Here is a 22431-nt window from a genome sequence, read left to right as displayed (position 1 = left end):
GTGCCCGCCCTGCTGCCCCGGCGCCCTCGCGGCGCGCGAGCCCGCTGGACGCTGCGCCGCCGGCTCGTCGCCGTGCTCGTCGGCCTCGTCGGGGTCGTCGCCGTCGGGATGGGCGCGCTGTCCGCCGTCGGGCTGCACACGTCGCTCGTCACGCAGATCGACCAGCAGCTCGAGGCCGCCAACCGCCGGGCCGCGAACGCTCCCGAGCACGCCTTCCCGCCCGACGGCGACGACCGGCGCCCGTCCCCCGGCAACTCGCAGCTCGGGCAGGCGACCGGGACCGTCAACGCCTTCGTCCCGGCCGGGTCGGACGAGGAGGACGTGCGCGCGGACTACATCGACGACGAGGGCGCGCTGCGCCCGCTCGACGACGAGCAGGTGGCGGCGCTCCTCGCGCTCCCGACCGACGGCGCGCCCCACGCGGTCGACCTCGGCCCTCTCGGCGACTACCGCGCCGTCGCCACGACGACCGCCGGCGGCGCCACCGCCGTGACCGCCCTGCCCACCGCGAGCGCGACGCGCACCGTGACCACGTACCTGCTGACCGAGGGCGCCATCGTCGTCGTCGCGCTGCTCGGCGCGGGGGCCGTCGGTCTCGTCCTCGTCCGCCGCGAGCTGCGGCCCCTCGACCGCATCGCCGCGACCGCGACCCGCGTGAGCGCCCTGCCGCTGGACCGCGGCGAGGTCGTGCTCGCCGAGCGCGTGCCGGACGCGGACACCGACACCGCGACCGAGGTCGGGCAGGTGGGGGCCGCGCTCAACCAGCTGCTCGGGCACGTCGAGCAGGCGCTCGCGGCGCGGCACGAGTCGGAGTCGCAGGTGCGGCAGTTCGTCGCGGACGCGAGCCACGAGCTGCGCACGCCGCTGGCGTCCATCCGCGGGTACGCCGAGCTGGTGCGCCGCTCGCCGGACGCGCTCCCCGCCACGACGCTCGCGGCGCTCGGCCGGGTGGAGTCGGAGTCGGCCCGGATGACCGTGCTGGTCGAGGACCTGCTCCTGCTGGCGCGCCTCGACGCGGGCCGCCCGCTCGAGCGCGAGGCCGTCGACCTGCGGCTGCTCGCGGTCGACGCGCTGGCGGACGCGCACGCCGCCGGGCCCGGGCACCGCTGGGAGCTCGACCTCCCGGAGCCCGCCGAGGACGGCACCGACGACGACGCGTTCTGCGTCACCGGCGACGAGCACCGGCTGCGGCAGGTGCTGGCGAACCTGCTGACGAACGCGCGCGTCCACACCCCCGCCGGCACCCGCGTCACGGTGTCGCTGGAGCGGGCGGCGGGTGGCCCGGGCGAGCCCGGCGCCGTGCTGCTGCGGGTCGCGGACGACGGCCCGGGCATCCCCGAGTCGCTGCGCGGACGGCTGTTCCAGCGCTTCACACGGGGCGACGGCTCACGCCACCGGGCCTCCGGGTCCACGGGGCTCGGCCTGTCCATCGCGCAGGCGGTCGTCGCGGCGCACGGCGGGACCATCACGACCGAGGACGGCCCGGGCGCCACGTTCGTCGTGCGGCTGCCGGCGGCGCGCACGGCACCGGTGACCGAGCCCGTCCCGTCCCCGCAGCCGGTGCCCGCGCACTAGCGCGGGGTCGCCACGGGGAGGACGCTGGTGCCCGGTCAGGCAGCCACCTCGGGAGGGCCCCATGGTCGACCTCAGCCGCGCGTTCAGCGGCTTCTCCACCCCGGACGTCGAGCAAGCGCGCGCGTTCTACGCCGACGTGCTCGGCCTGGACGCGGACGTGCGCGACGGCATGCTGCACCTGCACCTCGGCAGCGGCGCCCACGTGCTCGTGTACCCGAAGGGTGACGCGCACACGCCCGCGTCGTTCACGGTGCTGAACTTCCCCGTGCCGGACGTGCCCGCCGCCGTCGCCGAGCTGCGGTCGCGCGGGGTGCGGTTCGAGCGCTACGCGGGCACGCCCGTGGAGACGGACGAGGACTTCGTCTTCCGCGGCGGCGGCCCGCTCATCGCGTGGTTCACCGACCCGGGCGGCAACGTCCTGTCGGTCGTCGCGGACGACTGAGGCGGCGCGGCCCGTCAGAGGGGGAACGCGCGGTACGCGTCGAGCACGTCCGCCACGGGTCCCTGCAGGCGCAGCACCGTCGTCCCGTTCGTCCAGACGGCGACACCGGTCCCGTCCCCGGCGTCGACGACCGTGAACGTGCCCACCGGCTCGCCCTCCGCGACGACGTCGCCGGACTGCGGCAGGCCGGTGCCCGGCGCGGGCGTCGCCGGGGCGTCGCCGAGCGCCTTCGTCAGGGTGCGGGCGAACGCCCGGGCCTGACCGGCCTTCTCGAACTGCCCCGCGCGCACGGCCAGCGTGGCGGACCCGCCGTCGGTGTACTCCTCCGACCAGGCCTCGAGCGCGCCGTCGCGGACCCAGCCCTCGTCCGCGGCGGAGGACGCCAGCGCGTACTGCAGCACGGCCGTCGGCAGCGACCGCGCGAGGGCCGTCCGCGCGTCGCGCTCGGCCGGCTCGACCGTCGGCGTGGGGACCGGCAGGACGACGGTCGCGGCGGGCGTGGGCTCCGCGGCGGTCCCCGACGAGCGGTTGCCCAGCACCACGGCGACGACCACGGCGGCGGCGACCACGACGGCCGCCACGACCACCGGCACGAGCCACCGGCGCCCGGCGCGGCGCGTGCCGCCCTCGGCGGGCTGCGGGTCGGGCGTCGTCCCCGTGCTGGTCATCGGCGCGTGTCCCCTCGTGCGTCCGGCAGGCCGCGAGCAGCCTAACCACGGGCCGCCGCCGGCTCGTCACCCGACCGTCAGGCGAGCGTGTCCCGACGCCGGAACGCGACGAGCCCGGCCGACCCCAGGGCGACCGCGAGCGCGGTGACCGCGAGGACGGCCCCGGGGTCCATGCCTTCGGCGGGCAGACGGGGCAGGTAGCGGAACGGCGACAGCAGGTCGGCGCCGTCGGGCAGCACCGCGGCGAACATGCCCATCACGCCGACGTAGGCCACGTACGCCCAGACGAGGGGGAACGCGCGCGGCCACGCGCCGAGCACGAGCACCGCGAGGCCGAGGACGAGCAGCGCGGCCGGCGCCGTCACCAGGACGGCGCCCGTGAGGCGCGCGACCTGGTCGGCGTCGCCGAGCGTCGCCGCCGCCGACCCGCCCATGAGGAGCCCCGCCGCCAGCAGCATGAGGAGCACCGCGGCGACGGCGACCGCGAGCTGCGCGCCCAGCCACCGGGTGCGCGCGACGGGCAGCGCGAGCAGCACCGCGGCCCGCCCGCTCGACTCGTCGGCGCGCGCCGCACCCACCGCCGTCCCGGCGTACGCCGCCGCGAGGACGCCGAGGAACACCGCGTAGACGGCGAAGGCGCCGTCGAGCACGTCGTCGGTCTCCCCGAAGAGCTGGAGCACCTGCGGGTCGCTCGCCGCGAACTCGACGACGGCGTCCGCGAGCAGGCCGATGAGCGCACCGCACAGCGCCGTCGCGACGCCCCACGCGAGGATCGAGGTGCGCTGCCGGCGCCAGGTCAGCCCCGCGAGGCCGCCGAGCCGCCCCGTCGCGCGCCCCGCGCGCTCGGGCAGGAGGCCCGTGCCCAGGTCCCGCCGGGAGACCAGGGCGAACGCCACCGCGAGGTTCACCGCGACGGCGGCGACCCCCAGCAGGAGCGGCCACCAGCGGTCCAGCACGTACGGCGCCGTCGCCTGCGACCACCCGAAGGGCGACAGCCACGACCAGAGGGACCCGCTCTCGGGCGCCTGCACGTCGCCGACCGCCCGCAGCACGAACGCGACGCCGACCAGGCCCATCCCGACGCCGTTGGCCGTGCGCGCGTGCCCGACGAGCTGCGCCCCGACCGCGGCCGCGGAGGCGAGGACGAGCGCGGCCACCACGACACCGGCGCACAGCAGGGCGGAGCCGGCCGGGTCCAGCTCCGTCGTCAGCAGCAGCGCGAACGTCGCGGCTCCGACCGCGAGCGTCGCCACCGCGGCGGCGACCAGTCCGGCCACCACCGGTGCGGAGCGGCCCACGGGCTGGGAGCGGACGAGCTCGAGGCGCCCGTCCTCCTCGGCGGCGCGCAGGTGCCGGGTGACCGCCAGCACGGCCATGATCGCGACGGGCAGCATGATCCACAGCCCCAGCTCGTTCGCGGTCATCGCGCCGGTCGTGTAGTCGTCGAGGCCGTACCCCGGGCCGCCGAGGGCGGTCGCGGCGGGCGACGACATGAGCGTCGCCCGCGCCTGCCGCGCCTGGGCGTCCGGGTAGAGCGCCGCGAAGCCGACCACCGACGTCCGGACGAGGTACGCGACGGCCACCGCCCACACCGCGATCGTCCACCGGTCGGCGCGCAGCGCGAGGCGGACCAGACCCCCGGTGCCGGCCAGCGCCCCGGCGGACCGTGACGGCGCCGGCGCGGGCGACGGCGCCAGCACGGCGGTCACCGCACGCCTGCCCGGTCGCCGTCGCCACCGGCGGGGCCCAGCCCGAGGCCGGCGAGCTCGTCGCTGTACTGGCGCAGGAACAGGTCCTCCAGGGTCGGCGGGTGCGCGAGCAGCGAGCTCACCCCCAGGGGCGCGAGGGCCGTGAGCACCCCGGGGAGCGCGGGGCCGTCGACCTCGAACGTCACGTGCCCGTCGTCGCGGCGCGCGTGGTGCACGCCCGCGAGGCCGCCGAGGCGGCGCAGCGCGTCGTCCGCGTCGCCGACCCCGACCGTCACGCTGGTGCGGGTGAGGCTGCGCAGCTCCGCGAGCGAGCCCGAGAGCGCCGCGCGCCCCTGGCGGATGATCGTCACGCGGTCCGCGAGCGCCTCCACCTCCGCGAGGATGTGGCTGCTCAGCAGCACGGTGCGCCCCTGGTCCGCCGCCTCCCGGACCACCTCCTGGAACACCGCCTCCATGAGGGGGTCCAGGCCCGCGGTCGGCTCGTCGAGCAGCAGCAGCTCGCAGTCGGCCGCGAGCGCCGCGACGAGCGCGACCTTCTGCCGGTTGCCCTTGGAGTAGGCGCGGCCCTTGACCCGGGTGTCGAGCTCGAACCGCTCGACGAGCGCGTCGCGGCGGGCCGGGTCGACGCCGCCGCGCAGCCGCCCGAGGAGGTCGATCGACTCGCCGCCGGAGAGGGTCGGCCACAGCGTGACGTCGCCGGGCACGTACGCCACGCGCCGGTGCAGCGCGACGGCGTCGGACCAGGGGTCGCCGCCGAGCAGCCGGGCCTCGCCGGCGTCCGGGCGCAGCAGCCCGAGCAGCACGCGGATCGTCGTCGACTTGCCCGCGCCGTTCGGCCCGAGGAAGCCGTGCACCTCCCCGGTGCGGACGACGAGGTCCAGACCGTCCAGGGCACGGGTGCGCCCGAACGTCTTGACGAGCCCCCGGACGGTGATCGCGTCGCTCACGGCTCCTCCTGCTGGTCGGCGTACGCCAGGTACGCGTCGAGGTACGCGCTGTCGGTGAACAGCCCGTGGGTGTAGAGCTCGAGGCCGGGCAGCATGGTGCGGGCGTAGACGGCCCGCATCGTCGCGGCCGCGTCCTCGGCGGGGTCGGGGCCTCGGCCGGCCTCGGCGTCGATGCGGGCGGAGACGAGCATCCCGATCATCAGCGTGACGAGCAGGCGCGCGCGGCCCTCCGGGTCGCGGGAGGCGTGGACCGTGCCTGCCCGCACCCCGTCCTCGAGGTACGCGACCGTCTCGGCGACGAGGTCGTCGACGAACCGCACCGCGAGCGCGCCGCCGCCCGTGAGGGAGCGCTGCACGTACGCGAACAGGGGCGCGTACTGCTCGGCGGTCGCGATGCTCGCGACGACCTCCGCCGGAGACTGGTCGACGAGGGCGGCGCTCTTCGCGTCGTGCAGCACCCGCAGCACGTGCTCGTCGCAGGCGTCCCGCAGCGCGGCCTTCGACCCGAAGTGGTGGATGACGAGCGCCGGGCTCACCCCCGCGTCGTCGGCGATCGCCCGCACGCTGGCGCCGAAGCCGTCGCGACCGAAGCGCGCGACGGCGGCGTCGCGGATGCGGGCGCGGGCGGTGAGGTCGTCGGCTGAACGCACGTTCACCACGTTAAACAGTCGTTCAGTCTCGTGCAAGAGGGCGGGTCGGGGACGCACTGTCGGACCCCGCCGCTACCGTCTCGAACGTGAGTACGACGACCGCGCGGCGACCCGCGACCAAGGCCGACCGCCCGGCGTTCCGGTGCTCGGAGTGCGGCTGGACGGCCGCGAAGTGGGTCGGCCGGTGCGGCGAGTGCCAGGCGTGGGGCTCGGTGCTGGAGGACTCCGGGCCGGGCGGCGGTGCCCCGCGCACCGTGGCCGTGGCCCCCACGCGCGCTCCGGCCCGCCCGATCGACCAGATCGACGTCGACGCGGCCACCGCGCGTCCCACCGGCGTGCCGGAGCTCGACCGGGTGCTCGGCGGCGGCCTCGTGCCCGGCGCGGTCGTCCTGCTGGCGGGCGAGCCGGGCGTGGGCAAGTCGACCCTGCTGCTGGACGTCGCCGCCCGCGCCGCCCGCACGGGGCGCACCGTCCTGTACGTGACGGGCGAGGAGTCCGCCGCGCAGGTCCGGCTGCGCGCCGGGCGGATCGGCGCCCTGGACCCCCGGCTGCTCCTCGCCGACGAGACCGACCTCGCGACCGTGCTCGGCCACATCGAGGCGTCCGACCCCGACCTGTTCGTGCTCGACTCGGTGCAGACCGTCGCGTCCGCGGCCGTCGAGGGCACCGCGGGCGGGGTCGCGCAGGTCCGCGAGGTGTCGTCCGCGATCATCGCCGCCGCCAAGTCGCGCGACCTGCCGGTCGTGCTCGTCGGCCACGTCACCAAGGACGGCTCCGTCGCGGGCCCCCGCACGCTCGAGCACCTCGTCGACGTCGTCTGCCAGTTCGAGGGCGAACGGCACTCGCGGCTGCGCATGCTGCGCGCCTCGAAGAACCGGTACGGCCCGACCGACGAGGTCGGCTGCTTCGACCTGTCGGAGGACGGCATCGTCGGCCTCGCCGACCCCTCGGGGCTCTTCCTCTCGTCGACGGAGTACGCCGTGCCCGGCACGTGCCTCACCGTGACGCTCGAGGGCCGCCGGCCGCTGGCGACCGAGGTGCAGGCGCTCGTCGCGCCGTCGGCCGTGCCCAACCCCCGCCGGACGACGAGCGGCATCGACTCCTCCCGGCTCGCGATGGTGCTCGCCGTGCTGCAGCGCCGTCTCGGCGCCCGGCTCGCCGACCAGGACGTGTACCTGTCCACCGTTGGCGGGGCGCGCGTCGTCGAGCCCGCGGCCGACCTGGCGCTCGCGCTGGCGGCCGTGTCGTCGCGCGAGGAGCTCGCGCTGCCGCGCGGGCTGGTGGCGATCGGCGAGATCGGGCTCGCGGGCGAGATCCGCAGCGTGTCCGGCGTCGGACGGCGGCTCGCCGAGGCCGCCCGGCTCGGGTTCGAGCGCGCGATCGTCCCCACGCGCTCGCTCGACGGGCTCAAGGTGCCGGACGGCCTGCGGGTCGTGGGTGCCGCGGACCTCGCCGAGGCCGTCGGCGCCGTGCTGGCCGAGCGGGGCTGAGCCCCGGCCGTCACCCGACCGGCCCAGCGCGTCCGCACCCGTTCGGGCGTCGCCTCGTTACCCTTGCGCTGTGCCCGCACACGCCCCGAGCCCCGACGACCTCCTGCGGTCGACCCTGGCCGCGGTCGCGCCGGGCGGCGAGCTGCGCGACGGCCTCGAGCGGATCCTGCGCGGGCGCACCGGCGCGCTGATCGTCCTCGGGTACGACCGGACGGTCGAGAGCATCTGCTCCGGCGGGTTCGTCCTGGACGTGGAGTTCTCCGCGACCCGCCTGCGCGAGCTCGCCAAGATGGACGGCGCCGTCGTCGTCGAGCGCGACCTGTCGCGCATCGTGCGCGCCGCCGTGCAGCTCCTGCCGGACGCGACGATCGAGACGTCGGAGTCCGGCACCCGGCACCGCACCGCGGAGCGGGTCGCGAAGCAGACCGGCCTGCCCGTGATCTCGGTGTCCGCGTCCATGCGGATCATCGCCCTCTACGTCGGCAGCACCCGGTACGTGCTCGAGGACTCGACGACGATCCTGTCCCGCGCCAACCAGGCCCTCGCGACGCTCGAGCGCTACAAGTCCCGCCTCGACGAGGTCAGCGGCACGCTCTCCGCGCTGGAGATCGAGGACCTCGTCACCGTCCGGGACGTGTCCGCTGTCGTCCAGCGGCTCGAGATGGTCCGGCGCATCTCCGACGAGATCGAGGGCTACGTCGTCGAGCTCGGCACAGACGGCCGGCTGCTCACGCTGCAGCTCGACGAGCTCGTCGGCGGCATCGGCTCGGACCGCGAGCTCGTCATCCGCGACTACGTCGACACGGGCCGGCGCGACGTGCCGGTCGTGCTCGAGGCGCTCGCCGAGCTCAACTCGACCGAGCTGCTCGACATCGCGCACATCGCCCGCGTGCTGGGCCTGCCCGGCGGGGGCGACGCCCTCGACGCGGCGGCCGCCCCGCGCGGCTACCGGCTGCTGTCCCGGGTCCCCCGCCTGCCCGCGACGATCGTCGACCGGCTCGTCGCGCACTTCGGCGGGCTGCAGAAGCTCCTGGCGGCGAGCATCGACGACCTCATGGCCGTCGAGGGCGTCGGCGAGCAGCGCGCGCGGGCCGTCCGCGAGGGCCTCTCCCGGCTCGCGGAGTCGAGCATCCTCGAGCGCTACGTCTGAGCCCGTGGCCCGGCCGGGGCCCGCTCAGCCGAGCGTGAAGACCACGCGGCTCGCGGCGACCCCGTCGACGGCGTAGTCCAGCCGGTACGTGCCGCTCTTCGGCGCGGGCAGCCCCGACGGGCAGCCCTCCGCCGACCGCACGCGCGGCCACGTGAACGTGCTGGTGTCGTCCTGGCCAGGCGCGAGCAGCAGCGGCCGGCTGCCCTGCCGCTTGCCCACGCAGGGGTCCTCGCTCCACACCACCTCGTCGCCCGACCGGACGACGGCCGTCCGGGAGACCTGGTCGGAGTCGACGACGCACGCCGTCGGGCCGGTGTTCGTGAGCGTCACGGCGAACGACGGCTTCTCGCCCGCGTGGAACGAGTCCTTCGTCGCCTCGACGGCGACCGCGAGGCCCGAGTCGGCGCAGTCGGGCACGGGCGCGGCCGGCCCGGTCCTCGTCTGCGAGGGCGTGGGCGTCGGCCCGGCCGAGGCTGTGCGCTCGGGTGGCGTCGGCGTCGGGCCCGCCTCGGGCTCGGCGCCACCGCCCCGGGTGAGGAACGCGACGACGATCGCGACGACCAGCAACGGCACGCCGAGCACGACGAGCCGCCGCACCCAGTACACCCGTCGCGGCAGCGGCTGCCGCCCCGGCATCACGGACCTCCCCCGGTCGAGCACGGGCCGCCCCGCGGCCCCCGCACACGGTACGTGCGCCTCCTGGGCGGACGCCCCGTGGCACGCCGCCGGCGCCCGGCCCTTGCGTGCGGGGTTCGTCGTCACCAGCGCGACAAGGCCCACACCCAGGCGGGCCGGCGCCGGCCCCGACGACGGCGCCCGGCGCGCGCCGCCGCCGGAGGGCGTGCGCGCCGGGCGTCCCGGGCCGTCAGGGGAGGGTCAGAAGGTCCAGCGCTGCTCGTTGCCGCCGTGGCAGGTCCAGATGATGACGCGCTGACCGTCGTGCAGGGGGAAGCCGCCCGACGGGTCGAGGCACGTCCCGGACTGCGGGTTGCGCAGCGACTGCGTCGCCGCCTGGTACTCCCACTTCTGGGCTCCCGTGCCGTTGCACGTCCAGAGCTGCACCTGCGTGCCGGCCGCGGTGGCGCCGCCGGCGACGTCGAGGCACTTGCCCAGGGCGCGGACCGTGCCGTCGGACCCGCGGGTCCACTGCTGCGCGGCGTTACCGCTGCAGGTGACGATCTGCATCGGGTTGCCGTCGGTCGCCTGCGCCCACGGGACGTCGAGGCACAGGTTGCCTGCCTTGATCGGGCCGGTGCCGGTCGGCAGGGCACCGGTCCCGCCGCCGCCTCCTGCGCCTGTCGCGCCGTTGTCGAGCACACGGATCCAGTCGACCTTCATCTGCTGCGGGAACGTCGTGCTCGCGTCCGGGTACCCCGGCCAGCTGCCGCCGACGGCGACGTTGAGGATGAGGAAGTACGGCTTGTCGAACACCCAGGCGTTCGAGCCGACGCTCGCGCGGGTGACCTGGTGGAACTGCACGCCGTCGACGAACCAGGTGATCTGCCCCGGCCGCCAGTCGATCGCGAACGTGTGGAAGGTGTCGGCGAACGACCAGCCCTGCGGGTGCTGGTACATGCCGGTGATGCCGCTGCCGCCGGAGTACCCCGGCCCGTGGACGGTGCCGTGCACGCGGTGCGGCTCGTAGCCGACGTTCTCCATGACGTCGATCTCGCCGGACGACGGCCACGACGTCTGCGGGAAGTCGCCCCCCAGCATCCAGAACGCCGGCCAGATGCCCTGGCCCCGCGGGATCTGGATGCGCGCCTCGATGCGCCCGTACTTCAGCTCCACCTTGTCGTTGGTGTGCAGCCGGGCCGAGGTGTACCCGCTGCCCTCCCGGCGCGCGGTGATGACGAGGTTCCCGTTCCCGTCGAGCTGGGAGTTGCTCCGGGAGGTCGTGTACGTCTGCAGCTCGTTGTTGCCCCAGCCGCCCGCGCCGGTGTCGTAGCTCCACACCGCCGGGTCGGGCGCCGAGCCGGCGGCCCCGTTGAACTCCTGGGACCAGATGACGTCGCCGGTCGCCGCCGAGGCCGAGGGCGCGGTCACGGCGTAGGCCACGCCCGCCGCGAGCGCCGCGGCGGCGAGGGTCACGACGGCGGTGCGGGCGCGACGGAACAGGGGTGGGCGCATGGGCAGGCCTCCTTCGGCCGGTGCCCGGGCGGGACGCCGACCCCGGCGTGGTGCGACGCGAGCGCCACCCGGCGGGGCCGGGTCGGCACGCTCTCGTCCGCCATGGGTGGCTCCGAGCGATTCGTCAGGATGGTGGACAAATCAGACGTCGCCGACCGTATCGGCTCGGTCACGAGAGGGTCAAACGTCGGCCGAGCGCCACGCTGGGACGACGGGACGGGCACCTACACTCGCCGCGTGGATCGTGCCGGCGCCCTCGACGCCACGCCCGCGCCCGGCGGGGCGGAGCTCGTCGGGCGGGTCGTCGCCTGGTTCGACGCCCACCGCCGCGCCCTGCCGTGGCGTGCCCGCGACCGGACGCCGTGGGGCGTGCTGGTCAGCGAGGTGATGCTGCAGCAGACGCCGGTCGTGCGCGTCGAGCCCGCCTGGCGCGCGTGGATGGGGCGCTGGCCGACGCCGGCCGACCTGGCGGCGGCGAGCCCGGCCGACGTGCTCCGCGCCTGGGACCGGCTGGGCTACCCCCGCCGCGCGCTGCGGCTGCAGGAGTGCGCCCGCGCGCTCGTCGACCGCCACGGCGGCGTGGTGCCCCGCGACGAGGCGGAGCTCCGGGCGCTGCCCGGCGTCGGCGAGTACACGGCGGCGGCGGTGCGCGCCTTCGGCTACGGCCTGCGGTCCGTCGTGCTCGACACGAACGTCCGGCGGGTGCTGGCCCGCGCGGTCGACGGGCACGCGCTGCCGGCGCCGGCGCTCAGCCGCGCGGAGCACGCGCGCGCGGCGGTCCTGGTGCCGGACGACGACGAGGCAGCCGCCCGCTGGGCCGCCGCCTCGATGGAGCTCGGCGCCCTCGTCTGCACCGCCCGCTCACCCCGGTGCGACGCGTGCCCCGTCGCGGACGCGTGCGCGTGGCGCGCCGCCGGCTTCCCGGGCGACGCCCACGCGCACCGGCGACGCACCCAGGCGTGGGCCGGCACGGACCGCCAGGTGCGGGGGCGGCTCATGGCGGTGCTGCGGGAGGCCCCCGGCCCGGTGCCGGAGCACGTCCTCGACGAGGCCTGGCCGGCGGGGCCGCAGCGCGCCCGGTGCCTGGACGGCCTGCTCGTGGACGGGCTCGTCACCGTGGCGGACGGCGCGGACGGGCCGTCCTACGCCCTGCCGGCCTGAGCGCGGCGACCGGCGGCCCGCGTACCGCCCCGTCGCCGGCGCGGCGCCTGGCAGGACGGGCACCGGTAGAGCTTGCGCGTCGCCATCTCCTCGACGACGACGGGCGTGCCGCACACCCGGCACGGCAGCCCCGCGCGTCCGTACACCCAGTGCCGCTCGTCGGGGTCCGCGAGCGCGCGCGCCCGGCCCTCCTCGTCGAGGTCCTCCCGGGTGATCATGACGCCCGTGCGGATGCCGTCGGCCAGCAGCCCGACCCAGTCGTCCCACAGCGTGCGGGCCACCTCGCGCGGGACCTCGCGCCCCGGCGTCCAGGGGTCGAGCCGCGCCCGGAACAGCAGCTCCGCGCGGTAGATGTTGCCGATGCCCGCGACGACGGCCTGGTCCATGAGCAGCTGCCCGACGGCGACGGACCGCGCCGTGAGCCGGTCGACGACGACCTCGGCGGCTGCCTCCAGGTCGTCGGTGCTCGCCGGGTCGGGGCCGAGTCGGTCCACCACGACCTGCGCCTGCGCCGGGTCCAGCACCTCGCAGGCCGTCGGGCCGCGCAGGTCCGCCACCGACTCGGGCGTCAGGAGCCGCACCCGGACCTGGCCGACGGGCTCGGGCGGGAAGGCGGCCGGCAGCGCGAGCGCGACGTCACCCTCCGCCTCGGGCAGGTCCCGCTCGCCCTCGCCCATGCGGACCGCGCGCCGCAGGCGGGGCGCGCCCATGCTCCCGAGCGCCGCCTGGCCCTCGACGATCGGGCTGATGCGGCCGTAGAAGTCCCATGCGCCGTACAGCCCGAGGTGCACGCGCAGCACGTCGCCGCGCTCGAACCCGGCGAACAGCTGCTTGCCGACGGCCCGGACGTCGACCATCGCCTGCCCGTCGAGCCGGGCCGCCCCGGAGGCGAACCGCCCCTGCGGCGAGGAGACGGCCAGCGGGACGCCGGTGAAGTCCTGACGGAACTGGCGCGCGATGCGGTGGACGGTATGACCCTCGGGCACCCCGGGAGGGTACGTCAGCCCGCCGACGCGGGCGGCTCGAGCTCGAGCAGCATGCGGGTGTTGCCGAGGGTGTTCGGCTTCACGCGTGCGAGGTCGAGGAACTCGGCGACGCCGTCGTCGTGCGAGCGCAGCAGCTCGCCGTACACGTCCGGCGTCACGGGCGTCCCGTCGATCTCGTCGAAGCCGTGGGCCGTGAAGAAGTCGACCTCGAACGTCAGGCAGAACAGCCGGCGCAGGCCCAGCCGGCGGGCGCGCCCGACGAGCGCGTCGAGCAGCGCGTGCCCGACGCCCTGCCCGCGCAGGGCCGGGTCCACGGCGAGCGTGCGGATCTCCGCCAGGTCCTGCCACATGACGTGCAGCGCCCCGCAGCCGACGACCGGGCCGGGGCGGCCGTCGTCGTCCACCTGCTCCGCGACGACGAACTCCTGCACGGCCTCGTAGTAGCCGACCCACTCCTTCTCCAGGAGGATCCGCCGCTCCGAGTAGGGCTGCACCAGCTCACGGATCCGCCGCACGTCCGCGGGCAGCGCCGACCGCACCCGCACGCTCCCGCCACCGCTCACGGCGCGACCCTACTGCCGGGGCCGGGGCGCGCCGCCCGTGCGTCCGGACCCGGGAGTCAGACGCGCGACCGTGCGCGGCGCGGGATGCCCTCCGCGGCCTCGAGCAGCGTGGTGGCGGTGAGCTCGTCGACGACGAGGTCGGTGACGACCCCGGCGCGCAGCGCGGCGAGCAGCGGGGCGACCTTGTTGTCGCCGGCGACGATGCAGAGCCGACGGGGGATGTGCTGGAGCTCGTCGGGCGTCGGGCCGGTCGCACGTTCGTTCAGCGGGACGTCCCGCCACGAGCCGTCGCCGCGCAGGAAGACCGTGCAGACGTCGCCGACGACCTGCTCGTCGTGCAGCAGCGTGACGTCGTCCTCGTCGAGGTAGCCGGCCGAGTACACGTGCGACGGCACGGCGCCGGCCACCGCGCCGACGGAGAACACCGCGATGTCCGCACGTCGTTGCATGTCGAGCACGCGGCGCACCGAGCGCTCGCGCCACATGGCGGCCTTGGTGTCCGGGAAGTCGAAGAACGCCGGCACCGAGAAGTGGTGCACGGCCGCACCGAACGCCGAGCCGAAGCTGGAGATGAGGTCGCTGGCGTAGTCGACGCCCGAGGTACGCATGTTCGCGGCGCCGTTGAGCTGCACGATCGCCGATCCGCGCGTCGGCTTGGGCACGAGGAACCGGGACACCGACGCGAGCGTGGTGCCCCAGGCCACGCCCATCACCATGTCGGAGTCGAACCAGGACGAGAGGAGCTTGGCCGCCGTCATCGACACCTGGTCGAGGCGCTCCATCTGGCTCGCGGAGTCCGGCACGGGCACGACGTACGTGTCGATGCCGAACGTCGCCTGCACCGAGCGACCGATGCCCGGTGCACGAGTGCTCGCCGGGCGCAGGGTGATCTCGACGAGCCCGGACTGGCGGGCGCGCTTGATGAGCCGCGACACGGTCGAGCGCGACGTGCCCAGGTGCCGCGCGATGACCTCCATCTTGAGGTCCTGCAGGTAGTACATGGACGCCGCGCGCAGCACGTCCTGCTCCCGCTCGACGTACATCCGCCCCTCCCCGGTCGAGAGCCCCGCCGTGCCGCGCAGCCGCCGCCGTTGCACGTATGTGCACTCCGGTTGCGCGTCTGTGCGTCGATGGAAACGATAGCGACCAGGTCCGAACGGGGCGATACCGGGCGGATCGGGGGATGACGACGCACCGCGACGACGCTCTCGGCCGCCCTGACGCACCGGCGGCCCGACGACCGACGCCCCGGCAGCAGGAGGACAGTGCACATGAGGACCGCCCCACTGACGGTGCAGGCCCGCAGCTCGGCGCTCGACGCGATGCGTGCCAGCGCGGAGCGGGGCAACGAGCTCGACGTGCTGGTGATCGGTGGCGGCGTCACCGGCGCGGGCATCGCGCTCGACGCCGTCACGCGCGGCCTGTCGACCGCGGTCGTCGAGGCGCAGGACTGGGCCAGCGGCACGTCGAGCCGCTCGAGCAAGCTCGTCCACGGCGGCCTGCGCTACCTGCAGATGCTGGACTTCCACCTCGTCCGGGAGGCTCTCACCGAGCGCGACCTGCTGATCAACCGGCTCGCCCCCCACCTCGTCAAGCCGGTCAGCTTCCTCTACCCGCTGGAGAACGCCTGGTGGGAGCGGGCGTACGTCGGCGCGGGCGTGGCCCTGTACGACACGCTCGCCTCGGTCACCGGCTCCAAGCGCGCGATGCCGTGGCACCAGCACCTGTCCCGCAAGGGCATGGAGCGGCTGTTCCCCGACCTGCGGCACGACGCGGCCGTCGGTGCGGTCCGGTACTGGGACGCCAGCGTGGACGACGCGCGCCTCGTCGAGACGCTCGTCCGCACGGCCGTCAGCTACGGCGCGCACGCCGCGAGCCGCACGCAGGTGCTCACGATGACGACGACGAGCGGCGGCGCGGTGACGGGCGCCGAGGTCGTCGACCTCGAGACCGGCGAGCGCATCGACGTCCGCGCCCGGCACGTCATCAACGCCACCGGCGTCTGGACCGAGCAGACGGAGTCGCTGGCCGGCTCCGAGGGCGGCCTCAAGGTGCTCGCCAGCAAGGGGATCCACATCGTGGTCCCGCGGCACCGCATCGCGGGGGACACCGGCCTGATCCTGCAGACCGAGAAGTCCGTGCTGTTCATCATCCCGTGGAGCCGCTACTGGGTGATCGGCACGACCGACACCCCGTGGGAGCAGGACCTCGTCCACCCCGTCGCGACGAGCGCGGACATCGACTACGTGATCGAGCACGCAAACACGGTGCTGTCGCGGCCGATCACCCGCGAGGACGTCATCGGCACGTGGGCGGGCCTGCGGCCGCTGCTGCAGCCCGACGTCAAGGAGGGCACCTCGTCCGCGAAGGTGTCGCGCGAGCACACGGTCGCGTCGCCGACGCCCGGCCTCACCGTCATCGCCGGCGGCAAGCTCACGACCTACCGCGTGATGGCGAAGGACGCCGTGGACTTCGCGATCGGCTCCCGCGCGACGACGCAGCCGAGCCTCACGCACGACCTGCCGCTCGTCGGCGCCGAGGGGCTGGCGGTGTTCCAGCGCCGCGCGAAGCACATCGCCCAGCAGTACGGCTGGGACCGCGGCCGCATGGACCACCTGCTGCACCGCTACGGGTCGCTCATCGGCGAGCTGCTGGAGATGGTCGACGCCGACCCGTCGCTCGGCGAGCCGCTGGCGAACGCGCCGGCGTACATCGGTGCGGAGATCGTCTACGCCGCGAGCCACGAGGGCGCGCTGCACCTCGACGACGTGCTCATGCACCGGACGCGCCTCAACTACGAGCAGCCCGACAAGGGCGTCGGCGCGCTGGAGGAGATCGCGGACCTCGTCGCGCCGGTGCTCGGCTGGGACGCGGAGACCCGCGCCCGCGAGATCGCCGCCTACCGCTCGCGCGCCGAGGCCGAGGACGCCGCGGCCCGGGAGACCGACGACTCCGCGGCCGAGCGCGTGCGCCTGCAGGCGGACGACCTCGCCCCGATGCTCCCGCTCGACCACCCGGTCGGAGCCGGCACCAAGCCCGGCTCGCCGTACGGGAAGGGGGCCTCCGGACCCGCGGGCACCTGACCTGCCCACCGACGCCGCCAGGGGCTCCGGCGTCCCCCGACTCCCCGCCACGACGGCGGGGGCACTCGAGACAACGAAGTCCGTAGAAGGGATAGGCCGTGGACACAGTGATGCAACACGCGTTCTGGTCGGAGATCTTGGGCACCGCGATGCTGCTGCTTCTCGGTGCCGGTGTGGTGGCCAACGTGATCCTGCCGAAGACGAAGGGGAACGGCGGCGGCTGGCTCCTCATCAACTTCGGATGGGGCCTCGCGGTCTTCGCCGGCGTGTACGTCGCGTTCAAGTCCGGCGCGCACCTCAACCCCGCGGTGACGATCGGCCTGCTCACGGCGGACCAGCCGTTCTACCAGGTGACGGGCCCCGAGGGACAGGTGACCCTGAGCATCCTCCCGACCGTCATGAACGCCGTCTGGTACATCATCGCCCAGCTCATCGGCGCGTTCCTCGGAGCCGTGCTGGCGTGGCTCGCGTACAAGAAGCACTTCGACCAGGAGGCGGAGCCCGGCATCAAGTTGGCCGTGTTCTCCACCGGCCCGGAGCTGCGGTCGTACGCGTGGAACTTCGTCACGGAGGCGATCGCGACGTTCGTCCTCGTCTTCATCGTCATCGCGTTCGGCAAGACGCCCAGCGGCCTCGGCCCCCTCGCGGTCGCGCTGCTCGTCGTCGGCATCGGCGCGAGCCTCGGTGGTCCGACGGGCTACGCCATCAACCCGGCCCGTGACCTGGGCCCGCGCATCGCGCACGCCGTCCTGCCGATCCCGGGCAAGGGCTCGAGCGACTGGGCGTACTCCTGGGTGCCGGTGTTCGGCCCGATCGTCGGTGGCGTGCTCGCCGGCCTGCTCGCGAACGCCTACATCCTCTGACGGCGCCCGGCCGGCCGCGCGACGGTGCGCGGCCGGCCCGGTGCCCCACCCCTGAACACGACCCTCCCGGAGGAAGCAGAACCATGCCCGACAGCAAGTACGTCCTCGCCATCGACCAGGGCACCACGAGCTCGCGCGCGATCGTCTTCGACCACGGCGGCCAGATCGTCTCGGTCGGCCAGCTCGAGCACCAGCAGATCTTCCCCCGCGCCGGCTGGGTCGAGCACGACCCGGAGGAGATCTGGACGAACGTGCGGGAGGTCGTCGGCCTCGCGCTCACCCGCGCCAACCTCAGCCACCGGGACATCGCCGCGGTCGGCATCACCAACCAGCGCGAGACCGCCGTCGTCTGGGACCGCACGACCGGCAAGCCCGTCTACAACGCGATCGTCTGGCAGGACACCCGCACGCAGAAGATCGCCGACGAGCTGGGCGCGCTCGGCGGCGGCGCGGACCGGTACAAGAGCAAGGTCGGCCTCCCGCTGGCGACCTACTTCTCCGGCCCGAAGATCCGCTGGATCCTCGACAACGTCGACGGCGCGCGCGAGGCGGCCGAGCGCGGCGACCTCGCGTTCGGCAACACCGACTCGTGGGTGCTGTGGAACATGACGGGCGGCGTCGACGGGGGCGTGCACGTCACCGACGTCACCAACGCGTCGCGCACGATGCTCATGAACCTCGACACGCTCACGTGGAACGAGGAGATCGCCGGCGAGATGGGCATCCCCGTCTCGATGCTGCCCGAGATCCGCTCGTCGTCCGAGGTCTACGGCCACGGGCGCGAGGGCGGCATGGTGCCCGGCGTCCCGATCGCCGGCATCCTCGGCGACCAGCAGGCCGCGACGTTCGGCCAGGCGTGCTTCGAGGTGGGGCACGCCAAGAACACGTACGGCACCGGCAACTTCATGCTGCTCAACACCGGCACCGAGATCGTGCCGTCGAAGAACGGGCTGCTGACGACGCTCTGCTACAAGATCGGCGACCAGGACGCGGTCTACGCGCTCGAGGGGTCGATCGCGGTGACCGGCTCGCTGGTGCAGTGGCTGCGCGACAACCTCGGGATCATCTCGTCCGCCCCGGAGATCGAGGAGCTCGCGAAGACGGTCGACGACAACGGCGGCGCCTACTTCGTCCCGGCGTTCTCCGGCCTGTTCGCGCCGTACTGGCGCTCGGACGCGCGCGGCGCGCTCGTCGGGCTCACGCGGTACGTCAACAAGGCGCACATCGCGCGGGCCGCGCTGGAGGCCACGGCCTTCCAGACCCGCGAGGTGCTCGACGCCATGAACGCCGACTCCGGGGTCGACCTCACCGAGCTCAAGGTCGACGGCGGCATGGTCCAGGACGAGCTGCTCATGCAGTTCCAGGCCGACATCCTCGGCGTGGACGTCGTCCGGCCGAAGGTGGCCGAGACGACCGCCCTGGGCGCTGCCTACGCCGCGGGCATCGCGGTGGGCTACTGGAGCGGCGAGCAGGACGTCATCGACAACTGGGCCGAGGACAAGCGCTGGACGCCGTCCATGGAGCAGGGCGAGCGCGAGCGCCAGTACCGGCTGTGGAAGAAGGCCGTCACGAAGACGTTCGACTGGGTCGACGACGACGTGAGCTGACCACGTCAGCCGAGCCGACGACGGACGGTCCCGGGGCACGCCGGGGCCGTCCGCGCGGGGGGAGGGCTGCCGGCAGGGGAGAGCCGGCGGCCGAGCACGACGGAGGGCCGGGCCGCGGGGAGGCGCCCGGCCCTCCGCCGTGCGTGCGGCGGGTGCAGGGGGCGCGGCGGGTACGACGGGTGCGACGGGTGCGACGGGTCAGGAGAAGCGCGCGCCGCCGTTGACGTCGAGTACGGTGCCCGTCACGTACCGGGCGCCCGGCGACGCGAGGTAGACGACGGCGGCGGCGACGTCCTCCGGCGTGCCGGGCGCGCCCAGCACGGTGGTCGCGACGGCGGCGCGCTGCGCGGCGTCGGGCGTGTGCTCGGCGTGCATCGGCGTGCCGGCGACGAAGCCCGGCGCGACGAGGTTGACCGTGATCGCCCGCGGGCCGAGCTCGCGGGCCAGCGCACGCGTGAAGCCCTCGAGCGCCGCCTTCGCGGTCGCGTAGACCACCGACCCGGTGCCGCCGCCGCCGCGGCCCGCCTGCGCGCCGACGGAGACGATGCGGCCGCCGTCCGGCAGGAACCGCAGCGCCGACCGGCTGGTGTACAGGGCGGACGCGAGGTTGACGTCCAGCACGCGGTGCAGCGCCGCGTCGTCCGTCGCCGCGAACGCGCGCCGCTGGACCAGCCCTCCGACGTTGTTGACGAGGACGTCCAGGCCGCCGAGCTCGTCCGCCACCCCGGCGACCGCCTCGTCGACCTCCCACGAGCGCCGCGCGTCGAGCTGGCGGGGCGCGGCCCGCCGGCCCGCCTCCTCGATCTGGGCGACCACCTTGGCGGGGTCGTGCGTGAGGTACGTGAGGCCGACGTCGGCGCCGGCACGCGCCAGCGCGACGGCGATTGCCCCGCCGATGCCGGCGGCGCCGCCCGTCACGAGTGCGCGGCGTCCCGCCAGAGGTCCGTCCACGGCGAGGTCCCTTCTGTCCGTTTCGTCCGGATGCTGGACGGAACGTACCCCCGCACGCGGCCGCGGCTCAACGGCCGCCCCGCGACCTCACCCGGTGGGGCGACGGCGGCGCTCGTCAGGCGATGTCGAGCACCACCGGCACGTGGTCGGACGGCTGCTTGCCCTTGCGCTCGTTGCGCTCGATCGTCACCCCGGTGACGCGGGCCGCGAGCGCGGGGCTGGCGTACGTGAGGTCGATCCGCATCCCCATGTTCTTCGGGAAGCGCAGCTGCTGGTAGTCCCAGTACGTGTAGGTGTGCTCGGCCGGCACGTGCACCCGGGACACCTCCGTGTACCCGGCCTCGGCGATCGCCGCGAACGCCTCGCGCTCGGCGGGCGTCACGTGCGTGCGACCGGCGAAGAAGCCCATGTCCCAGACGTCGGTGTCGAGCGGCGCGATGTTCCAGTCGCCGACGAGCGCGACCTGCGCCTGCGGGTCGGCCTCGAGCCAGCCGGCGGCGGCCTCCCGGAGCGCCGCGAGCCACTGCAGCTTGTAGGCGAAGTGCGGGTCGTCGATCTCGCGACCGTTCGGGACGTACAGGCTCCAGACGCGCACGCCGCCGCACGTCGCGCCGATCGCCCGGGCCTCGGCCGCTGCCGGGTCGCCCCAGGTCGGCATCCCGGGGAAGCCGACCTCCACGTCCTCGATGCCTACGCGCGAGGCGATGGCGACGCCGTTCCACTGGCTGAAGCCGGACGTGACGACCTCGTAGCCGAGCTCGGCGAACCGCTCCCGCGGGAACGCCTCGTCCTTCACCTTCGTCTCCTGCAGCGCCAGCACGTCGACGTCGGCGCGCTCGAGGAACGCGAGCGCGCGGTCGGTGCGGGCACGGATCGAGTTGATGTTCCACGTCGCGAGCCGCATGGGGCCTGACGCTACCGGGCGCCACCGACGCCGCGGGGCGGCCGTTCACCGTGCCCGGCGGCTCGGTGCTGGACGTCCGTCCGACCGGTTCGCGCGGGTTGTCCCGGTTTGCGTGGTCATCTTCACGACCCTTTCACCTCAGACCCCGTGATCGAATCGTGATCTTCACGCGCGCCGGGTTAGCGTCGAACCGCTCCAACCGGCCCTACCCCGGTCGAGCCCCGGGCCGGACGCCGAGCGCTGCCGCCGCCCCGGGTCCCCCGAACACCACGGCAGCGACGGGCGAACCACCATCCGCGCGGACCACCGCGCTCGGGGTGCCCAGCAGAGCAGGCCCGTGAGAGACCGGGCTCCTCTCACCGGCGCGCGCACCGACCTGTGCGGCGCCCGGTCGCATCCGACAGCTCAGCTCGCAGGCGTCGAGGTCGAATCCATGACGCACACCCCCTCCGGTCTTCGTCGTGCCTCCAGCGCGCCCGAGGACACCAGCACCACCCGCACCCCCCGCTCGCCCCTCCGCCACCGCCTGACCGCCCTCGCGGGTGGCCTGGCGATCGCCGTCGCCGTCCCGCTGGCCGCCCCCGCGGCCGCCCAGGCGGCGACCGTCCCGGCCGTGACCGCGAAGGCCGCGACCGGCAAGGCCGCCAGCTCGACGTCGATCACCCTGTCCAAGCACAAGGACGTCAAGGGCGGCAAGCGCGTCCGCGTGAAGGTCGTCGTGCACGTGCACGGCAAGCGGGTGCGCAGCGGCAAGGTCTTCGTGAACGCGACGCACCACAAGCTGCGCGCGGTCGCGATCCGCGACGGCATCGCCCGCACCACGCTGCCGGGCTCCCTGCCCGTGGGCCGCTACAACGTCAAGGCGCTGTACCGCGGCACCTCGACCGTCGCCTCCTCGCAGCGCAAGGCGAAGCTCGTCATCGTCTCGGGCACGCCCAAGGTCGTCCGGATCGCGAAGTCCCTCGCGGGCACGCCGTACCGCACCGGCGGCACGACGCCGCGCGGCTTCGACTGCTCCGGCTTCACGCGCTACGTCTACAAGAAGGCCGGCGTGAAGACGCTGTCGCACAGCTCGTCGGCCCAGCGCCACGCCGGCAAGGTCGTCTCCCGCAAGCACGCCAAGCCGGGCGACCTCATCTGGACCCCGGGCCACGTGGCGATCTACGTGGGCAAGGGCAAGCAGATCGACGCGCCCCGTCCGGGCAAGTCCATCAAGGTCCGCTCGATCTGGCAGAGCAACCCGACGTTCATCCGGGTGAGCTCCAAGGCCGTCTCGGTCTGACCGGACGCGGGTCCCACCCGCCGGCACGCCACGCCGCCGTCGACGCCTCGTGCGTCGGCGGCGGCGTTAGCGTTCCCCTCATGAGCCGGCCCGACCTCTACGCCAACCCCGAGCCGTACCACGCGCCGGGCTGGCAGCCGGCCGCTCCCCCGCTCGACCCCGTCTCCGTCGCGTCCCTGGTCACGGGCGTGCTCGGCCTCGGGCCGGTCGCCCTCGGGCTCGGCGTCGGGGGGCTCGTGCGCACGCGCCCCGCGGCACGGCCGCCCCGGC

Annotated in this window: 21 protein-coding genes; 10 read left to right on the top strand and 11 right to left on the bottom strand. The window is 75.0% G+C overall.

The window, feature by feature from the left end; all coding sequences use genetic code 11:
- Both HGCM_RS05625 and HGCM_RS05620 read left to right on the top strand, forming a co-directional pair.
- Positions 1–1575: a sensor histidine kinase gene (locus HGCM_RS05625; RefSeq protein WP_019135893.1), complete on the top strand. Its 1575-nt coding sequence runs from the start codon at positions 1–3 to the stop codon at positions 1573–1575.
- Positions 1576–1636: 61 nt separating this feature from the next.
- Entirely contained in the window at positions 1637–2017 is a 381-nt protein-coding gene (locus HGCM_RS05620) for a VOC family protein (RefSeq protein WP_019135892.1), read from the top strand.
- Between the two features lie 14 nt (positions 2018–2031).
- On the opposite strand, the gene HGCM_RS17065 is transcribed toward HGCM_RS05620, so the two are convergent.
- From HGCM_RS17065 to HGCM_RS05600, 4 genes are all read right to left on the bottom strand, one after another.
- Entirely contained in the window at positions 2032–2685 is a 654-nt protein-coding gene (locus tag HGCM_RS17065; RefSeq protein ID WP_019135891.1) for a hypothetical protein, read from the bottom strand.
- A 77-nt stretch (positions 2686–2762) separates the two neighbouring features.
- Complete coding sequence (locus HGCM_RS05610; RefSeq protein ID WP_019135890.1) at positions 2763–4394, bottom strand: ABC transporter permease; 1632 nt, start codon at positions 4392–4394, stop codon at positions 2763–2765.
- The gene (locus HGCM_RS05605; protein ID WP_019135889.1) at positions 4391–5341 is read right to left on the bottom strand and encodes an ABC transporter ATP-binding protein; all 951 of its coding nucleotides are present in this window, start codon (positions 5339–5341) and stop codon (positions 4391–4393) included. The genes HGCM_RS05610 and HGCM_RS05605 overlap by 4 nt, the downstream gene beginning before the upstream one ends.
- Positions 5338–5991, bottom strand: a complete 654-nt coding sequence (locus HGCM_RS05600) for a TetR/AcrR family transcriptional regulator (RefSeq protein WP_246119430.1) — start codon at positions 5989–5991, stop codon at positions 5338–5340. The genes HGCM_RS05605 and HGCM_RS05600 overlap by 4 nt, the downstream gene beginning before the upstream one ends.
- An 86-nt stretch (positions 5992–6077) precedes the next feature.
- Here HGCM_RS05600 and radA point away from each other — a divergent pair, with 86 nt between their 5' ends.
- Together radA and disA are read left to right on the top strand one after the other, a co-directional pair.
- A complete protein-coding gene (gene radA, locus HGCM_RS05595) occupies positions 6078–7481 on the top strand; it encodes a DNA repair protein RadA (RefSeq protein ID WP_019135887.1) in 1404 nt (467 codons plus the stop codon).
- Between the two features lie 70 nt (positions 7482–7551).
- A complete protein-coding gene (gene disA / locus HGCM_RS05590; RefSeq protein ID WP_019135886.1) occupies positions 7552–8631 on the top strand; it encodes a DNA integrity scanning diadenylate cyclase DisA in 1080 nt (359 codons plus the stop codon).
- A 24-nt stretch (positions 8632–8655) separates the two neighbouring features.
- On the opposite strand, the gene HGCM_RS05585 is transcribed toward disA, so the two are convergent.
- Together HGCM_RS05585 and HGCM_RS05580 are read right to left on the bottom strand one after the other, a co-directional pair.
- Positions 8656–9267, bottom strand: coding sequence for a hypothetical protein (locus HGCM_RS05585; RefSeq protein WP_019135885.1), 612 nt, complete (start codon positions 9265–9267; stop codon positions 8656–8658).
- A gap of 240 nt (positions 9268–9507) precedes the next feature.
- Positions 9508–10761, bottom strand: a complete 1254-nt coding sequence (locus HGCM_RS05580) for a glycoside hydrolase family 16 protein (protein ID WP_019135884.1) — start codon at positions 10759–10761, stop codon at positions 9508–9510.
- A 237-nt stretch (positions 10762–10998) separates the two neighbouring features.
- Between HGCM_RS05580 and HGCM_RS05575 the strand changes: the two genes are divergently transcribed.
- A complete protein-coding gene (locus HGCM_RS05575) occupies positions 10999–11922 on the top strand; it encodes an iron-sulfur binding domain-containing protein (RefSeq protein ID WP_019135883.1) in 924 nt (307 codons plus the stop codon).
- On the opposite strand, the gene HGCM_RS05570 is transcribed toward HGCM_RS05575, so the two are convergent.
- From HGCM_RS05570 to HGCM_RS05560, 3 genes are read right to left on the bottom strand one after another with little or no spacing between them, the layout of a single operon-like run.
- Positions 11904–12908, bottom strand: a complete 1005-nt coding sequence (locus HGCM_RS05570; protein WP_019135882.1) for an Fpg/Nei family DNA glycosylase — start codon at positions 12906–12908, stop codon at positions 11904–11906. The two genes, HGCM_RS05575 and HGCM_RS05570, sit on opposite strands and share 19 nt — an antisense overlap.
- A 14-nt stretch (positions 12909–12922) precedes the next feature.
- A complete protein-coding gene (locus tag HGCM_RS05565) occupies positions 12923–13471 on the bottom strand; it encodes an amino-acid N-acetyltransferase (protein ID WP_019135881.1) in 549 nt (182 codons plus the stop codon).
- 56 nt (positions 13472–13527) lie between these two features.
- A complete protein-coding gene (locus tag HGCM_RS05560) occupies positions 13528–14514 on the bottom strand; it encodes a sugar-binding transcriptional regulator (RefSeq protein ID WP_019135880.1) in 987 nt (328 codons plus the stop codon).
- 228 nt (positions 14515–14742) lie between these two features.
- On the opposite strand from HGCM_RS05560, the gene HGCM_RS05555 reads away from it, so the two are divergent.
- The 3 genes from HGCM_RS05555 to glpK all read left to right on the top strand — a co-directional run bounded on the left by HGCM_RS05555 (position 14743) and on the right by glpK (position 19024).
- Positions 14743–16554, top strand: coding sequence for a glycerol-3-phosphate dehydrogenase/oxidase (locus tag HGCM_RS05555; protein WP_026075286.1), 1812 nt, complete (start codon positions 14743–14745; stop codon positions 16552–16554).
- 110 nt (positions 16555–16664) lie between these two features.
- Positions 16665–17417: an MIP/aquaporin family protein gene (locus HGCM_RS05550; RefSeq protein WP_040398948.1), complete on the top strand. Its 753-nt coding sequence runs from the start codon at positions 16665–16667 to the stop codon at positions 17415–17417.
- An 83-nt stretch (positions 17418–17500) separates the two neighbouring features.
- Positions 17501–19024 (top strand): glycerol kinase GlpK, encoded by a 1524-nt coding sequence (gene glpK / locus HGCM_RS05545; protein WP_019135877.1) that lies wholly within the window; start codon positions 17501–17503, stop codon positions 19022–19024.
- Between the two features lie 198 nt (positions 19025–19222).
- On the opposite strand, the gene HGCM_RS05540 is transcribed toward glpK, so the two are convergent.
- Positions 19223–19975 (bottom strand): SDR family NAD(P)-dependent oxidoreductase, encoded by a 753-nt coding sequence (locus HGCM_RS05540; protein ID WP_026075285.1) that lies wholly within the window; start codon positions 19973–19975, stop codon positions 19223–19225.
- A 115-nt stretch (positions 19976–20090) separates the two neighbouring features.
- A complete protein-coding gene (locus tag HGCM_RS05535; RefSeq protein WP_019135875.1) occupies positions 20091–20879 on the bottom strand; it encodes an exodeoxyribonuclease III in 789 nt (262 codons plus the stop codon).
- Between the two features lie 433 nt (positions 20880–21312).
- Between HGCM_RS05535 and HGCM_RS18750 the strand changes: the two genes are divergently transcribed.
- Entirely contained in the window at positions 21313–22161 is an 849-nt protein-coding gene (locus HGCM_RS18750) for a C40 family peptidase (RefSeq protein WP_051016040.1), read from the top strand.
- Positions 22162–22241: 80 nt separating this feature from the next.
- A partial coding sequence (locus HGCM_RS19700) for a solute carrier organic anion transporter (RefSeq protein ID WP_161604968.1) occupies positions 22242–22431 on the top strand: 190 nt, incomplete at its 3' end.

The organism is Cellulomonas massiliensis JC225, from assembly GCF_000312005.1.
Lineage (GTDB): Bacteria > Actinomycetota > Actinomycetes > Actinomycetales > Cellulomonadaceae > Cellulomonas > Cellulomonas massiliensis.
Note: the sequence above shows the minus strand (reverse complement) of the source record. Positions and strands in the feature narration are given on the sequence as shown.

Excerpts from the sequence above, each read along its gene's own strand:
- HGCM_RS05620 (WP_019135892.1), top strand. The coding sequence starts at position 1,637 with ATGGTCGACCTCAGCCGCGCGTTCAGCGGCTTCTCCACCCCGGACGTC.
- HGCM_RS17065 (WP_019135891.1), bottom strand. The coding sequence starts at position 2,685 with ATGACCAGCACGGGGACGACGCCCGACCCGCAGCCCGCCGAGGGCGGC.
- HGCM_RS05585 (WP_019135885.1), bottom strand. The coding sequence starts at position 9,267 with ATGCCGGGGCGGCAGCCGCTGCCGCGACGGGTGTACTGGGTGCGGCGG.
- HGCM_RS05580 (WP_019135884.1), bottom strand. The coding sequence starts at position 10,761 with ATGCGCCCACCCCTGTTCCGTCGCGCCCGCACCGCCGTCGTGACCCTC.
- HGCM_RS05560 (WP_019135880.1), bottom strand. The coding sequence starts at position 14,514 with ATGTACGTCGAGCGGGAGCAGGACGTGCTGCGCGCGGCGTCCATGTAC.
- HGCM_RS05555 (WP_026075286.1), top strand. The coding sequence starts at position 14,743 with ATGAGGACCGCCCCACTGACGGTGCAGGCCCGCAGCTCGGCGCTCGAC.
- HGCM_RS05550 (WP_040398948.1), top strand. The coding sequence starts at position 16,665 with ATGCAACACGCGTTCTGGTCGGAGATCTTGGGCACCGCGATGCTGCTG.
- glpK (WP_019135877.1), top strand. The coding sequence starts at position 17,501 with ATGCCCGACAGCAAGTACGTCCTCGCCATCGACCAGGGCACCACGAGC.
- HGCM_RS05535 (WP_019135875.1), bottom strand. The coding sequence starts at position 20,879 with ATGCGGCTCGCGACGTGGAACATCAACTCGATCCGTGCCCGCACCGAC.
- HGCM_RS18750 (WP_051016040.1), top strand. The coding sequence starts at position 21,313 with ATGACGCACACCCCCTCCGGTCTTCGTCGTGCCTCCAGCGCGCCCGAG.